This window comes from Streptomyces qinglanensis (genome assembly GCF_900111245.1).
In the GTDB taxonomy this organism is placed as follows: Bacteria; Actinomycetota; Actinomycetes; order Streptomycetales; family Streptomycetaceae; genus Streptomyces; species Streptomyces qinglanensis.
Genome location: NZ_FOGO01000003.1, coordinates 383,357 through 398,348, shown reverse-complemented (window position 1 = coordinate 398,348; position 14,992 = coordinate 383,357). Strand labels below are relative to the sequence as shown.

Below are 14,992 nucleotides of genomic sequence, written 5' to 3'. Positions count from 1 at the left end.
CGCCCGGCGGCCCGGCCCGGACCCGCGAACCCGGCCGGGGCTCCTGCCCTGCTCCGCGCACCGCGCCCCCGGCCGCGGCCCCGGGTGCTGCCGGACAGCCGCGGGCGACAGGGCGGTTCCGGCGCCGCCCCTGCCGCCCGCGGCCTGGGTCACTCCGCTGCCGCCTCCTTCGGCCGGGTGAGGTCGTAGAAGGTGGCGTCGCCTGCCTTCACCTCGGTGTACTTCTCCGCCACCCACGAGCTGATCTGCGCGGAAGTGCCCCGGTCTCCTCCCGGGCCGCCTCGCGAACCGGCGATGAGGTAGTGGATCCGCCCCTGCTCCACGTACTTCTTGAACTGGGCGAGCGTGGGGGAGGGGTCGGTTCCGTTGAAGCCGCCGATCGCCATGACCGGCAGCTCGGTGGAGAGCTGGTAGCTCGCCGCGTTCTGCGAGCCGACAGCGGCCGCCGCCCAGGTGTAGGACCCGGCGTCCGCGCGCAGCAGCGCCGCCGCCTTGGCCGAGACCCGGCTGCCGTCGAGCAGCCCGCCCATCCGGCCGCCCGGGCCGCCCCGGCCGCCGCCCTTGCCGCCGCCCCGGCCGGGTCCCTGCCCGGCTCCCTGCCCGGCTCCCTGCCCGGGGCCGCCAGGACCGGGCGGCACGCCGGGCCCGGCGCTGGCCCCCTGCCGCTGGCCCTTTCCGCCACCCGGGGAGCCCTGCCCCTGGCCGGGAGCCTGTCCGCGGCCCGGTCCCGAGCCCTGGCCCTGGCCGCCCTGGCCTTGTCCCTGGCCCGCTCCGGGGGCGGGGCGCTCCATGCCCGGTCCCGGCATGCCCTTGCCTCCGCCCCGCATGCCGGGCGGCCCGCCCCGGCTCACCGCGGGGCCCGCCGTGACGATCGAGCCGGTGTGCGGCGTACCGACGGTGCTCACCGTGTAGGCCACCGGCCCGGCGACCGCGGCGAGCAGCCCCAGCGCCGCGACCGCGGCGCCCAGGGCGCGGGGCAGCACGGCGGCCGCCAGCAGTCCGCAGGCCGCCGCCGCACCTGCGGCCAGCACCGCCCAGCGCAGCCACGGGAACCAGTCCGCAGCCCGGCCCAGCAGGACGAACGCCCAGCCCGCCGTCCCCGCGACCGCCGCCGCCAGAACCGCGTTCCGCAGCGGCCGGCTCGGCTCCCGCCACAGCGCGGCGGCCCCCATGGCCACCACGGCCGCGAGATAGGGCGCCAGCGCGACGGTGTAGTAGTCGTGGAAGATGCCGGACATGAAGCTGAAGGTCGCAGCCGTGCTCAGCAGCGATCCGCCCCACAGCAGGAACGAGGCCCGCAGCGGGTCCGTGCGGGCCGCCCTGCCCGCCAGCACCAGCCCCACGACCAGGAACAGCAGAGCGGCCGGCAGCAGCCAGGAGATCTGACCGCCCGCGGTGTCGGTGAACAGCCGTCCCAGGCCCGTCTGCCCCCAGGCACCGCCGCCGCGACCGCCGCCGCCGCCACCGCCACCGACGCTGCCGGTCTCGTCGCCGGTCAGCCGGCCGAAGCCGTTGTAGCCGAAGGTCAGCTCCAGGAAGCTGTTCTCCTGCGAGCCGCCGATGTACGGCCGCGAGGAGGCGGGCCACAGCTCCACGAGGGCGACCCACCAGCCCGCGGTGACCAGGGTGGTCAGCCCGCCGCACAGCAACTGCCCGATCCGGTTCCGCAGCCGGGTCGGTCCGCAGACCAGGTAGACCAGCGCCGCGACCGGCAGGATCAGCCATGCCTGCAGTGCCTTGGCCAGGAACCCCGCTCCGAAGCAGGCTCCGGCCAGCACCAGCCACCTGGTGCGGCCGTCCTCCACAGCCCGGCCCATGCACCACAGTGCCGCCACCATCAGCAGGCACAGCAGCGCGTCGGGATTGTTGAAGCGGAACATCAGCGCGGCCACCGGTGTCAGGGCCAGCAACGCCCCGGCGAGCAGCCCGGAGGCGGGCCCGGTGCGGCGGCGCACGGCCGAGTACAGCAGGCCGACGGAGGCGACGCCCAGCAGCGCCTGCGGTACCAGGATCTGCCAGGCACCCAGGCCGAAGAGCCGGACGGAGAGGCCCATCGGCCACAGTGCGGCCGGCGGCTTGTCGACGGTGATCGCGTTGCCCGCGTCGAGCGAACCGAACAGGAACGCCTTCCAGCTCGTGCCACCCGCCTGGGCGGCGGCCGAGTAGAAGGAGTTGGCGTAGCCCGAGGAGCCGAGGCCGTACAGGTACAGCACGGCGGTGACCGCCAGCAGCGCCCAGAACGCGGGGGACTCCCAGCGCGGCCGACCGGCCCGTCGGTGCCGTGCCCGGGCCCGGATCCGCTCGCCGAGGCCGCCCCGGCGTCCGGCCGTGGAGCCGGGGCCGGGGCGCGGCGCCTCCGCCGCGCTGCCGGAAGATGTGAGGGTGGTCATACTGGAGTCCGCCTTCTTTCAGGTCCGTTGTGGCGCGACGGGCGCGCTGCCGCGGGTGCCCGTGCGGCTCGGCGCGAGGAGCACGGCCGCTCGGCGCCGCGCCGGGCCGTCGGCCGGAAGGGCCGCCGTCCCGTCGGCGGCGAGCCGGGTCGCGGGTCGGCGGCGCGGGCGGCCGGGGTCGCGGCGAGCATGGGTCCGAACCTCGCGAACGGCCCTGTCACCCACCTGTGCTGGACCTGTGCGGCGGCTGTGAGTGCCGCTCCGGCGCCGCGTGGCCGGTTCCGCCGCGCCCGCACCGCGGCGGGGCGGGTGAGGCGGGCCTGTCCGGGGCGGGCACGGAGAGATAAACTCCTAGTGGCCCTTGACGGCGGCGAGCGGGCCTCGCTGAGCCGGGCGGCAAAAGTGCCGAACTTGTGGAGTGAAACGTGGCTTCGACCCCCGCCCCAGACCGGTTGTGCCGGTGCGGAGCGGCGCAGTGACGGGCGAGCGCCCCGGTGGCCGGACCGGGGCGGCACGCGCCGGGACAGCCGCAGCGGCCGGGACGGTGGGGGAGGTCATCGAGCTGCTGGAAGTCCTGTGGGAGCACGGCCGCGACGCGGTCTCCTCCTCCCCGGTCTCCGCCTCCCAACTGCGTGTCCTCTACTGCCTGGACCGGGAGGAGGGGATGAATCTGCGCATGCTGGGGGAGCTGCTGGGATCGGCTCCCTCGTCGGTCAGCAGGCTGTGCGACCGCCTCCAGGCGCTCGGCTTCCTGGAGCGGCTGCCGAGCCAGGTCAGCCGCCGGGAGCTGGAGCTGCATCTGACCCACCAGGGCCGGAAGTACCTCAGCGATCTGCGGCTCCGCCGCGAGGAGGCTCTGACCGCGACGCTGGAGGCGATGCCGCCCAAGGCGCGCACCGTGCTCTACGAAGGGCTCAGGGCCTTCCGTGAGGCGACCGAGGGCACGGCCCCGCTCGCCCGGCTCACCGCTCTGCGGGAGATCGACGACCGCTCGGCCTGACCTGGCCGCCCAGGGCGCGCCGACGCCCCGCGCCGGGCGGGCGCGCAACCGGCGGGGGCGTGGGCAGGGGGCTCACCGGGGACGGGGCCCGCGGGCCCCGTCGGCTCGGCTCCGCTGTCAGCCCGGCTCCGCTGTCAGGGTGTGGTCGCGCAGGTGGTGCATCAGCGAGATGAGGACATCCCGGCTGGATTCGCGGCGCCGCGCGTCGCAGACCACGATCGGCACACTCGTCGGCAGGTCGAGTGCGGACCGCAGCTCCTCGGTCGGGTAACTGGCCGCGTCCGGGAAGGCGTTGACGGCGATGACGAACGGCACCCCGGCCTCCTCCAGCCTTCCGATCACGTCGAAGCTGACCTCCAGCCGCCGGGTGTCCACCAGCACCACCGCACCCAGCGCGCCTTCGAACAGCCCGTTCCACAGGAACCAGAAGCGCTGCTGCCCGGGCGTGCCGAAGAGGTAGAGCACCAGTTCCTCGTTGAGGCTGATCCGGCCGAAGTCCATCGCCACCGTCGTCGCGGACTTGTGTTCGACCCCGGCGAGGTCGTCGATGCCGGTGCTCGCCTGGGTCATCGTCTCCTCGGTGGTCAGCGGCCTGATCTCGCTGACCGAGCGGACCAGCGTCGTCTTGCCGACGCCGAACCCGCCGACGATGACGATCTTGACCGCGGACGAAGCGGAGGAGGGAAGCCGGTCGGCCTCCCGTGGCTCCATGACCGTGTCAGAGCTTTTGGAGTCCATCGATTACCGCCTCAATCAATGCGATGTCGGGAAGAGAGCTGGCGGGTTCGCGTGCCTCGACCCGCCCGTCGGTCAGCAAGTCGTCGAGCAGCACACCGGTCGCACTGGAGGGCAGGGCCAGATACGCGGAGATCTCGGCGACGGAGAGCGGTGAGCGGCAGATCCGCAGGATGGCGGCCAGCTCCGGCTGCATCCCCACCCCGGGTTCCTCGCGCGAGACGATCAGCGTCACCAGATCGAGCCGGGACTGCGCGGCGTCCGCCTCCCGCCCCCCGGTGATCACATACAGCCGCTCCGGGCCGCTCTCCTCCCAGCCATGGCCGTTTTCGCTCACGGCACCTGCCCGTCGGTCCGTGGCGGACTGGTCAGATGAGCACCGATGCGGGCCACCAGATCGCGCATGCACTGGCCGACCAGCCCGGCGTCCACCCCCTCGTCCGCGAGTACCGCGAGGTGCGCGCCGGCCCCGGCGGCCATCAGGTACATGAAGCCGCCGCTCACCTCGATCACCACCATCCGCATCCGCCCGTCGCTGTGCGGGAACTCGGCGGCCACCGCGCCGGAGAGGCTCTGCAGACCCGAGCCGATCGCCGCGATCCGGTCCGCGGTGTCGACGTCGGTGTCGTACCGGGCCATGCACAGGCCGTCCGAGGACAGCACCACTATGTGACGGGTCTGCGGGACGCTCTCGGCAAGGTCCTTAAGCATCCAGTCCATGTCCGCGCGGTGATCCATCGGCTACTCATCCTTGTCTGACGTGTCGCTGTTGCCGCGAGCCGGGTCCGGCGCCGGTCTGTCGCCGTGCAGCCCGCTGTGGAGTTCGGCCATCCATACGCCGGGTGCGGGTTCCTCGTGTGCGGTGGCGGCGGGGCCCGGCCGCGCCGGGCGCGGGGGCGCCGCGGGTCCCCCGTCTCCGCGCGGTCGGCGGCGCCTGCGCTGCGGCAGGCCGCTCGGCGTCCGCTCGGGTGTCTCGTCCTGCTGCCCGTCGGCCCCGGCACCTGTGGGTGCCGCGGCGGCGGCGCCGTCCGCTCCCGGTACCGCCGAGGGCGCCGGGGGCGCCGCGGGGGCACCGGCGACGGGTGCGGCCTCCCGGCGCGGAGCCGTGTCGGCCGCAGCGCGGTGTTCTCCCGGCTCCGGCCGCGCGCCGTCGGAGGACGGCGGCCGGAGCCCGGAGGCGGCGCCGATGCCGTGCGCGCGGCCCTCGGCCGGGGCGGTGGTGATGAGGCTCTGCGGCACGGTCAGCACCGCGCGGACGCCCCCGTAGGCGGACGGCGGCAGCGAGACCTGGAAGTCGTACGCCTGCGCCAGCCTGCCGACCACGGCCAGGCCGAGCCGCGGCGACTCGCCCAGGTCGTTCAGGTCGATGCCGGCCCGTGCCTCCTTCAGCATGCGCTCGGCGCGGGCGCGGGCCTCCTCGCTGAGGCCGACCCCGCCGTCCTCGATCTCGACCGCGATGCCCATGTGCACCTCGACGGCGGTGAGATGGACGCGGGTCTTGGGAGGCGAGTAGCGGGTGGCGTTGTCGAGCAGTTCGGCCAGCGCGTGGATGAGCGGTTCGACGGCGGGGCCGACGACGGCCACCTCCGCGACGGAGTGCAGTTCCACCCGCTGGTACTCGAGGATCCGGGACATCGCGCCGCGCAGCACGCTGTACAGCGGGACGGCCCGGTTCCACTGGCGGCCGGGCCGGGCCCCGCCGAGTACGGCGATGCTGTCGGCGAGGCGGCCGATGAGCGCGGTGCCGTGGTCGAGCCGGAGGAGGTCGGTGAAGAACTTGGGCTCGTTGCCGTGCCGGTCCTCCATGGCGCGCAGGTCGGTCGCCTGCTGGTGCACGATGGCCTGGACGCGGCGGGCGACGTTGACGACGCCGCGCTGCGCCGAGTCGCGCATGGTCTCCTCGGACTGCACGGCTTCCACGACGGAGCGCAGCAGTGCCTCGTGGGCTGCGCGGAACCGGGGGCCGAGTCCGCCGTCGACGGGGTAGGAGCGCAGCACGTCCTGGGAGAACTCGCCCTCCTCCAGCCTCGCCACGGCGCGCGGCAGCACCTCCTCGGCCAGCCGTACAGTGGCGGCCTCCTGCTCCTCCAGGTGCTTGCGCAGTTCCGTCTCGCGTGCGGCGGCCTCGGCGCGGAATCGTTCCGACTCGGCTCCGCGGCGCACGAGTTCCGCCGTCACCCCCGCGAGCACGGCGGTCGCCACGACGCCGCACACCAGGACCGCGGCGCGGGAGGCGGGTGGGACGAGTGCCGCGGCGACCACGGTGGCCAGGACCACGAGGACGGTGGGGACCCACCACATCGTTCTGGAAGCGGGCCTTCGACTTCCGGACGACATTTCGCGACGGACCATCAGCACCCTCTCAGCAGCATAAGATCGACATCCCGACCAGCGATGCGTGGCACCAGGCGGCACGACTGCCGACCCGCCGTACGCGGAACCCCGTTGTGGGGAAAGGACTCTGGCCGCGGCCTGGTTGTTGTGGCGTCAACTCGCAGAACCGTTCGCAGGATAGCCCTTTCTGATCTTCGTACGCACATGCCGTCCGCATAGTCGGACGAAGGGCCCTCCGCTCCGCTGTCCGGGCCCCGTCTCTCGCCGGAGCGGCGGCCCGCGGACCGGTCCGCCGCGGGCTGCGGGCTGCCGGCACCTCGTCGGCCCGTGCTCCGGTTCGGGACGGTGGTGGCGCCCCCGCTGTGCCCCGGGGTGTCGCGCCCGTGCCCCCGGGCCGGCAGGGACGGCCCTGGGCGACCGTGCCGCCGGAGGATGCGTCTCTCCTGGCGGCCCCGCCCGCCGGTGGATGCGTCCCCCCGGGTGCTTCTCCCCTCGCCGGTCCCGCGCGCTTGGCCGGTCCGGGGTGCCTCTCAGGTGTTGCGGTACGCACGGCCGGGTTGTGCGTCCGCACAATTCAGGGCAAAGAACGGTAGACCATGCTGCATGACTCAAAAGCGTCCTGGCGTCGGGGAGCGTGGTTCCCGGCTCGCGGTGCGGAGTGTTGCCGGGCAGGTATTCGTACTGCAACTGGCGATCGTGCTGCTGCTGGTGCTCGCCGCCGCCGCGGGCCTGGCCTGGCAGGCCCGCCTGGCGGACGTCCGCAGCGCCCGGGAGCGCTCCCGGGCGTGTGCCGCCACACTGGCCCTCGCTCCGTCGACCGCCGCCGCTCTGCGCTCGTCGAGTCCGACCGGGAAGCTGCAGCCGGTGAGCGTACGGGCGGGCCGCGAGTGCGGGATCGACTTCGTCGCGGTCCTCGACCGCGAGGGCGTCCGGGTCAGCGACCCCCTCCCGAGGCTGATCGGCAAGCGGGCCACGGGCGACTTCAGCCGGGCGCTGGCCGGCCAGTCCTACACCGAGCAGTTCGAGGGCCAGCCCAAGGACTCGGTCCGCGCGGTCGCACCCGTGCAGGACCCGGACGGCCGGGTGACCGGACTGGTCACGGCGGGCGTCGACCTGGCGACCGTCTCGGCCAAGCTGGACCGCGAGCTGCCGTGGGTGGGAGCCGGCGCCGCGGGCGCGCTCCTTCTCGCGACCCTGGGCGCCGGCCTGGTCAGCAGGCGGCTCAACCGCCAGACCCGCGGCCTGGGCCCGGCAGAGGTGACCCGCATGTACGAACACCACGACGCGGTGCTGCACGCCGTCCGGGAGGGTGTGCTCGTCCTGGACGGCGACCGGCGGCTGGTGCTCGCCAACGACGAGGCGCACCGGCTCCTGCGGCTGCCGGACCACGCGCAGGGACAGCAGACCGACGACCTGCGGCTGGAGCCGGGCATCGCGGGGCTGCTGTCCTCCGGCCGCTCCGCCAGCGACGAGGTGTACGCGGTCGGCGACCGGATGCTCGCCGTCAACCAGCGCCCCACCGGGTCCGACGGCGGCCCCGCGGGGAGCGTGACGACCCTGCGGGACACCACCGAGCTGCGGGAGGTCGCAGGACAGGCCCAGGTCGCCGCGCAGCGCCTGGAACTGCTCTACACCGCCGGCCTGCGGATCGGGACCACGCTCGATGTGGTGCGCACCGCCGAGGAACTGACCGAGGTCGCGGTCCCCCGGTTCGCGGACGCGGCCACCGTCGACCTCCTCGAACCGGTCATCGGCGGACAGGAGCCGCTGCCCGGTCCGTCCGCCGCCGCCGTCCGCCGGGTCGCGCTGCGCTTCGAGGGCGGCGCCGTCCCGCCACTGCAACCGGTGGACAGCAGCCCCTCGGGCCCGCCTCTCTCGGGTCCCCGCAGGGCCGACGGAAACGGCGGGGACGGCGACGCCGGGGACGGCGGGGACAGCGGGGACAGCAGGGATGGCAGGGACAGCGGGGACGCCGGGGATGCCGGAGACGCCGCAGACCTGGCCGAGTCCGTCCTGGAACCGGACCTGGCCGCCGCGACCGACTGGCGTGCCGCCGATCCCGAGCGCGCCGAGCGCATGCTCCGCGAGGGCTACCACTCGTTGATCATGGTGCCGCTGCGGGCCCGCGGCACCGTGCTGGGCCGGGCCTGCTTCTGGCGCCGGGGCCGGCGCGCGTTCCAGGCCGAGGACCTGGCCTCGGCCGAGGAACTGGTCACCCGTACCGCGGTCTGCGTCGACAACGCCCGGCGCTACGCACGCGAGCACGGCCTCGCCGTCACCCTCCAGCGCAGCCTGCTGCCCGGTGGACTGCCCGAACAGAACGCCGTCTCCGCCGCCTACCGCTATCTGCCGGCGCGGGCCGGGGTGGGCGGGGACTGGTTCGACGTCATTCCGCTGCCCGGTGCGCGGGTGGCGCTGGTGGTGGGGGACGTGGTCGGCCACGGGCTGCACGCGGCCGCGACCATGGGACGGCTGCGCACCGCGGTGCACAACTTCTCCTCCCTGGACCTCCCCCCGGAGGAACTGCTGGCCCATCTGGACGAGTTGGTCACCCGCATCGACCAGGACCCCACGCTCAGCCCGGACACCGCAGCGGTCACCGGAGCGACCGTGCTGTACGCCATCTACGACCCGGCCTCCGGCCGCTGCCAGTTCTCGGGGGCGGGCCATCCACCGCCTGTGCTGGCGTACCCCGACGGCACCACCGCCGTCCTGGACGCTCCCGAGAACCTGCCGCTCGGACTGGGCACCTCGCCGTTCGAGACCCGCACCCTGACGTTGCCCGAAGGCAGCCGGCTGGCGCTCTACACCAACGGCCTGGTCCAGGTCCGCAGCCGGGACCTCGACGAACGGCTGGAGATGCTGCGCACCGCGCTCTCCGGCACCGGACAGGGGCCCGAGGAGACCTGCGGTGCCGTGCTGGAGGCCATGCTGCCCGACCGGACCGGCGAGGACCGCGACGACATCGCGCTGCTCGTCGCCGAGACCAGGCTGCTGCCGTCCTCCCGGATCGCCCGGTGGGAGGTCCCCAGCGATCCGGAAGCCGTCGCCCCGGTGCGGGCCGCCTGCGCGGCCCGACTGGTCGAGTGGGGGCTGGAGGAGGCGGCCTTCACCGCGGAGCTCATCCTCAGCGAGCTGATCACCAACGCCATCCGCTACGGCGCGCCCCCCGTCACGGTGCGGCTCCTCTGCGACCGCTGTCTGACCTGCGAGGTCTCGGACAGCAGCAGTACCGCGCCGCACCTTCGGCGTGCCACCACCGTGGACGAGGGCGGCCGGGGGCTGTTCCTGATCGCGCAGCTCGCCCAGCACTGGGGGACCCGCTACACCGCGGAAGGGAAGACCATCTGGGCCGAGCTGTCGCTGGACGGCGCGCCGTCGGAGGTGCCGCTGGTGTGATGCCGCGGGGTGCGCCGCGGCTACTTGCCGCCGCCCAGCTCGAAGAGCAGGAACAGGAAACCCGCCAGCAGATGACCGGCCACCACGTACACGAACAGCCGCAGCGCCAGACCGCGCGGGAAGCGGCCGTCGCCGCGCTCCTCGCCCGGTTCGTAGCGGCGCTCGCGCCGGGCACGCGGCTGCCGGGAGGCTGCAGCGGGCGAGGGGGACCGGGGTTGCGGTTCCGGTGCCTGCGGGGAGGAGGTCATGGCGGGCCCTTCTGTGCGCACGCGGGATCGGGAGGGTGCTGCGGTGGGACGGGGTGCCTCGTGCGGGAGGCACCTCCGGTGGCGGGGTCGGAGGCGGGCGGCTCAGTGCCGCGGGGTACCGCCGGGCGCGGCGTGCCCGGCATGGCCGGTCACACACAGGTCGGCGGTGGGGGACTGCAGGAGGGTGTGGACGAAGAGCAGGTCCGCGCCCTCGGCCGAGACGGCCTCCAGGCGGTGCGGGGTGAGCGAGTCGAAGTGGGCCGAGTCCCCCGCCGCCAGCGTCCCGGTGACCTGGCCCAGCGTCAGCCGCAGTGCTCCGCGGCGCACATGGATCCACTCCTCGCCAGGATGGACGCGGACGAGATCGCGCTGCGGGCCGCGCGGCACATGGACCTGGAGGGCCTGCATCGCACGTCCGGCCTGTCCCGCCTGCCGGTAGTGCCATCCCCCGGCGTCGACGGTCGGTGCCTCGTCGCTCCGGACGATCGCATCGGCGGCCGTGGTCGTCTCGCCCAGCAGCTCCCCGACGGTCGTGCCGTAGACGCGGGCGAGCGTGAGCAGAAGCGGCAACGACGGCTGCCGCTTGCCGGTCTCCAGCCGGGAGAGGTGCGCGGGGGAGAGGCCCGCCCTGCGCGCCGACGCCTCCAGGCTCAGCCCGCTGCGCCGCCTCAGCAGGCGCATGCGGGGCGCGAACGCGGGCGCCTCTCCCGCCTCCGGCCCGGGTGCCCCATCATGGGGAGGGTTCGGACTCATACCCCGATTAAAGACACCCTTCGCCTGTGGGGCAAAAGTTTTGCCCCACAGGCAAGGTCCTGCTCCGGGCCGCCCCGGCCGTGAACCGGATGCCCCCTCCTCCCGTAGTGACCTGTGAGGACGTCATGTCCCGCCGGGACGCCCGATGGTGACGGCCTGACACCTCCGGAGCAGCCCGTTTCCGCGGGCCCTTGACGAAGGTCCATACCTTCGGCACCGTTCTCTGCCGTGACGTGAGAGCGCTCACCCACCCCCACACTGAAGGAGCGCATCATGAGTCCGTCGATCACTCCTGTGCGGAACCGTTCCGCACGCAGCAGCCGTCGGCGAACCCCTTCTCCCGCCGGTGCCCCGGTTGCGCCGACGCGTGCCGCACCCGGCGCCGCACCGCTCGCCGACAACGATGTCGGCCTTGCTGTTCCCCCCATCGCCGCCGTCCACGGAGGTTCTGTCCGATGAGTCCCGTCAGCCGCCGCGCGCTGTTCCGCGGCGCCGCAGCCGCCGCCGTCACCGTCCCCGCTGCCGGGCTCGTCGCACAGCAGGCGACCGCGGGCAGCCTCTTCCGGCCGGCCTCCGCCGCCGGGCTGTCGTTGAAGATCGTCAACAACAGCGGCGCCTACGACAGCGGGTCCGTCCACCTCTACATCGTGGGCAACGACGGCACGAACCAGTGCTACGTCACGCCTGCCGGCGAACGGAAGCCGGTGCAGATGTCCGACAACGGTCCGGACGGCTACACCGACTACGCCATCCCGCTGACCGGCACCGAGACCGTCGTCTCGCTGCCCGAGATGTCCGGCCGCATCTACGTCGCCTGCGGTGAGAAACTCAAGTTCAAGGCCGTCGAGGCCGACACCGGCGCCGCTCTGGCGTACCCGGCCGCCTGGGTCGAGACCGACCCGAACTACTCCGTCGTCCACGACTGCGCCGAGTTCACCTACAAGGACGGCGCGATGTACTGCAACACCACCATGGTGGACATGTTCAGCGTGCCCCTGTCCATCGGGCTCAAGGGGGCGAAGGACCAGACCACCGGCGCGCTCAAGCCCGGCGCCCGCGACCGGATCTTCGACTCGGTGCGTTCCGTCGAGGCGTTCTCGCAGCTCGTCATCGACGACAAGCGCGTCATAGCCCCGGGCCACGGCCTGGGCGCCGGCCGCTTCGCGGAGGACTACTTCGCCCCGTACATCGACCAGGTCTGGGCCGCCTACCAGAGCAAGGACCTGAAGGTCACCACCAACGCGGGTACCTTCACCGGCCGGGTCGCCGGCGACCGGCTGTCCTTCTCCGGCCCGGCCGAGGTGTCCTTCGGCAAGCCCTCCACCAAGGACGTGCTCTTCTGCGACGGCGCCCTCGCGGCGCCCAACGACGGAACGACCGGCCCGGTGGCCGCCGTCCTCGGCGCCGCCTTCAACCGCACCACGCTCCTCTCCTCGGCCGCTCAGCCCACCACGGATCCCGCCGGGTTCTACCAGGGCGACCTCACGCACCACTACGCCAAGGCCATGCACGGGGCCACCGAGGACGGCAAGGCGTACGGCTTCGCCTTCGACGACGTGGGCGGCTTCGCCTCCTACATCGAGGACGGCGCCGCGACCGAGCTGACGCTCACGCTGACGCCCTTCGGGTGACGGCTTCGGCGGACGTCCGTCGCCCGCCGCCGGACCGGCGGCGGGCGACGGACCCGGGGGCGGCGCGGACCGCCTGACCGTCCGGGAGCACCTGCCCGTTCCGGGCGGCGCCGGGGCGCGGGAGAGCCGCCGCCCCGGCGCAGCGCTCCGCCACCGTCCGCGCCGGGATGCGGGACGGTCGCGACGGCCGGTCCTGGATGCGCCGTCGGCCTCGCCGGACCTCCCGGTCGGGCACCCGGCGGTGCGGAACGCCGGCCCGCGGACCGTGGGCTCAGCGCCGCTCGGCGCACACGAGGAAGATCCTGCGGACGCCGGGGACGCCCCGCGGGGAGACCGGGTCCCGCCAGCGGCCGTAGTGGGCGCCCTCGTCACCGGGCTGGACGACCTCGGCGGTGAAGCGGTGCCTCTCGAAGAGGGCTTCCGGATCGTCTGTGCCGAACCGCCAGGGGCAGCCCCACCGGGCGAAGACGTCCAACTGGCCGCGCGCGTGGGCCGAGGTCAGCGCTTCGGCATTGACCAGATCCCCCGCGACCAGACTGCCGGTGGCGGTGAGGGTGCGGATGCGTTGCAGCAACCGGTGCACCTCCTCCTCGTGCAGATAGGGAAGCACGCCCTCCAGGAGCCACACCGAAGGCGCCGTCGCGTCGTAACCGGCCTCTTCCAGACGGCGCTCCCAGCCGGGGGCGGTCAGATCGGCCGCGATCATCCGATGCGCCACCCGGGGGCGCGCTCCGGCGAGCCGGCGTTGCTTGTAGTCCAGCACCGACGGGCGGTCGATCTCGAAGTAGCGCACTTCCTGCGCCCACTCCAGCCGGTAGGGACGGGAGTCGACCCCGGACGCGGCGGACACGATCTGGGAGTGACGGCCCAGGGAAGCGCGTTGCAGGAGGTCGTCGAAGAAGCGGGTGCGGATGGCGTTGACGTCGAGGCTGTCGGGCATCGCGCGGCGCCGGTGCGGGGGGAAGGTCGCGCCCCAGACCTCGTCCAGCAGTTTCGGCCCCTCGTCGCCACACAGCTCCTGGGCGTACGGGTCCGTGTAGAGCCGGTCCGGGCGTTGGCTCTCCAGCGCACGCATGGCGGCGGTCAGCAGCGCGGTGCGTCCCACCGCGTCCATCGTCTCGGTCATGACGTCCTTTCCGGCGGCCGGCGGGCCGGCTGCCGATTTCCGGTGCCGTCCCCGGCGGCCCGGTCAACAGCCGTCGGCCACGGCCTCGATGACCGACGCGTGCGCGGAGAGGGTGTCCACCCGGCGCACGGTCAGTCCTGCCCGCGCCAGAAGGTCCTCGTACTCCCGGCGCGTGCGCCCCTTCCCGTTGAGTACGGTCATCATCAGCATGTCGTGGGTCTTGCCGGGATGCGGCTCGTTCCCTTCCGGGATCAGACCGTTGACGACCAGCAGCCGGCCGCCGGCCGGAGCCGCGCGGCCGCATGCGCGCAGGATCCGCACGCACTCCTCGTCCGGCCAGCTGGCCAGCACGTGCTTCAGCAGATAGACATCCGCGCCGGCCGGGACCGAGGAGAAGAAGTCGCCGGCCTCGGCCTGCCACCGTCCCGCCAGTTCCGGGATGTCGAGCACATGCGAGGCGACCACCGGCTCCCGGTCGAACAGGACGCCCGTCACACCGGGGTTGCGCAGCAGGACCGCCTTCAGCAGCCCGCCGCGCCCGCCGCCCACATCGACCACGCTCCGCACGGAGGAGAAGTCGCAGGCGTCGGCGACATCGTCGCTCAGCGTCTGCGAGAACGCCGCCATGCTGGAGTGGAAGGCCGCCCCCACCTCGGGGTGCGCAGCGAGGTGGTCGTAGAAGGGGACGCCGTAGACCTGCTCGAAGGCTGTACCACCGGTGCGCACCGCGTCCGGCAGCCGGGCCGCCGGGAGCCAGAAGACGTCCTCTCCCCGCATCATGACGTAGTCGCGCAGCGATCCGTCGACGCCGGTGCGCAACGGTTCGGCGAGCGGGGTGAGGTGGAAGCGGCCGGCCTTGTCCTGGCGGAAGACGCCCTTCGTCGCGAGGAAGCGCAACAGCCGCCGCAGGTGCGGGCCGTGTGCCTGCGCCGCCTGGGCGAGCTGCTCCGCGGTGCGCGGACCGTCGGCCAGGTGGTCGGCGATGCCCAGGCGGGCCGCCGTGTGGAGGGCGGCCGAGTAGAGGTAGCCGAAGGACAGCTCCAGCAACTGGCCGGCCGGGTCCGCTGAAGCCGCCGGGGTGTGCTGGGCGTCCGGGCGGGCGGCACTGGTCATCGGCTGGATCCCCTCTCGTCGCGCGGGTCGCACGGCAGTTCGTGCTCGCGCGATGCCGTCTGGGCGGTTCGTCCTTCTGGGAGTGCCGCGACCGCTGTGGGCGGAGTGGCCGTGCGCCGAGTGCTGCTCGGCCGTGGTGCGGCGTGTGGGGTGCGACGTGTGTGGTGCGGCGTGTGTGGTGCGACGTGTGGGGTGCGGCCTCTCGACGTGGTGCGGTCGGTCGTCGCACGGTTCGGGCCAGTGTGCGGAGGGTGGGTCGTGCG

Annotated in this window: 12 protein-coding genes; 3 read left to right on the top strand and 9 right to left on the bottom strand. The window is 73.8% G+C overall.

The annotated features are described in order from the left end of the window. Window positions 1-149 precede the first annotated feature (149 nt). On the bottom strand, window positions 150-2,390 hold the full coding sequence (locus BMX65_RS08830) for an ArnT family glycosyltransferase (protein WP_074999603.1): 2,241 nt from the start codon (window positions 2,388-2,390) through the stop codon (window positions 150-152). A gap of 475 nt (window positions 2,391-2,865) precedes the next feature. On the opposite strand from BMX65_RS08830, the gene BMX65_RS08825 reads away from it, so the two are divergent. Further along, window positions 2,866-3,390 carry a MarR family winged helix-turn-helix transcriptional regulator gene (locus BMX65_RS08825; protein WP_398759358.1) on the top strand — a complete coding sequence of 175 codons (525 nt, stop codon included), beginning with the start codon at window positions 2,866-2,868 and terminating at the stop codon, window positions 3,388-3,390. Between the two features lie 117 nt (window positions 3,391-3,507). Here BMX65_RS08825 and BMX65_RS08820 read toward each other — a convergent pair whose 3' ends face one another. Genes BMX65_RS08820 through BMX65_RS08805 form a run of 4 tightly spaced genes read right to left on the bottom strand, consistent with a single transcriptional unit; the run spans window position 3,508 to window position 6,426 of the window. Further along, window positions 3,508-4,128, bottom strand: a complete 621-nt coding sequence (locus tag BMX65_RS08820) for a GTP-binding protein (RefSeq protein WP_074999602.1) — start codon at window positions 4,126-4,128, stop codon at window positions 3,508-3,510. Next, entirely contained in the window at window positions 4,109-4,462 is a 354-nt protein-coding gene (locus tag BMX65_RS08815) for a DUF742 domain-containing protein (protein ID WP_074999601.1), read from the bottom strand. Before BMX65_RS08815 ends, BMX65_RS08820 begins: the two co-directional genes overlap by 20 nt. Then, window positions 4,459-4,863, bottom strand: coding sequence for a roadblock/LC7 domain-containing protein (locus BMX65_RS08810; RefSeq protein WP_074999600.1), 405 nt, complete (start codon window positions 4,861-4,863; stop codon window positions 4,459-4,461). Before BMX65_RS08810 ends, BMX65_RS08815 begins: the two co-directional genes overlap by 4 nt. A 3-nt stretch (window positions 4,864-4,866) precedes the next feature. After that, the gene (locus tag BMX65_RS08805) at window positions 4,867-6,426 is read right to left on the bottom strand and encodes a sensor histidine kinase (RefSeq protein ID WP_420856800.1); all 1,560 of its coding nucleotides are present in this window, start codon (window positions 6,424-6,426) and stop codon (window positions 4,867-4,869) included. Between the two features lie 636 nt (window positions 6,427-7,062). Here BMX65_RS08805 and BMX65_RS08800 point away from each other — a divergent pair. Then, complete coding sequence (locus BMX65_RS08800) at window positions 7,063-9,858, top strand: SpoIIE family protein phosphatase (protein ID WP_074999598.1); 2,796 nt, start codon at window positions 7,063-7,065, stop codon at window positions 9,856-9,858. 20 nt (window positions 9,859-9,878) lie between these two features. Here the strand turns inward: BMX65_RS08800 and BMX65_RS34260 are convergent, their stop codons facing one another. Beyond that, complete coding sequence (locus BMX65_RS34260) at window positions 9,879-10,106, bottom strand: DUF6126 family protein (protein WP_074999597.1); 228 nt, start codon at window positions 10,104-10,106, stop codon at window positions 9,879-9,881. Window positions 10,107-10,208: 102 nt separating this feature from the next. Next, the gene (locus BMX65_RS08790; RefSeq protein ID WP_074999596.1) at window positions 10,209-10,859 is read right to left on the bottom strand and encodes a helix-turn-helix domain-containing protein; all 651 of its coding nucleotides are present in this window, start codon (window positions 10,857-10,859) and stop codon (window positions 10,209-10,211) included. 455 nt (window positions 10,860-11,314) lie between these two features. On the opposite strand from BMX65_RS08790, the gene BMX65_RS08785 reads away from it, so the two are divergent. After that, window positions 11,315-12,490, top strand: a complete 1,176-nt coding sequence (locus BMX65_RS08785; RefSeq protein ID WP_074999595.1) for a beta-1,3-glucanase family protein — start codon at window positions 11,315-11,317, stop codon at window positions 12,488-12,490. A 271-nt stretch (window positions 12,491-12,761) separates the two neighbouring features. On the opposite strand, the gene BMX65_RS08780 is transcribed toward BMX65_RS08785, so the two are convergent. Beyond that, entirely contained in the window at window positions 12,762-13,616 is an 855-nt protein-coding gene (locus BMX65_RS08780; RefSeq protein ID WP_074999594.1) for a class I SAM-dependent methyltransferase, read from the bottom strand. Between the two features lie 63 nt (window positions 13,617-13,679). Further along, window positions 13,680-14,729 (bottom strand): methyltransferase, encoded by a 1,050-nt coding sequence (locus BMX65_RS08775; RefSeq protein ID WP_074999593.1) that lies wholly within the window; start codon window positions 14,727-14,729, stop codon window positions 13,680-13,682. Window positions 14,730-14,992 lie beyond the last annotated feature (263 nt).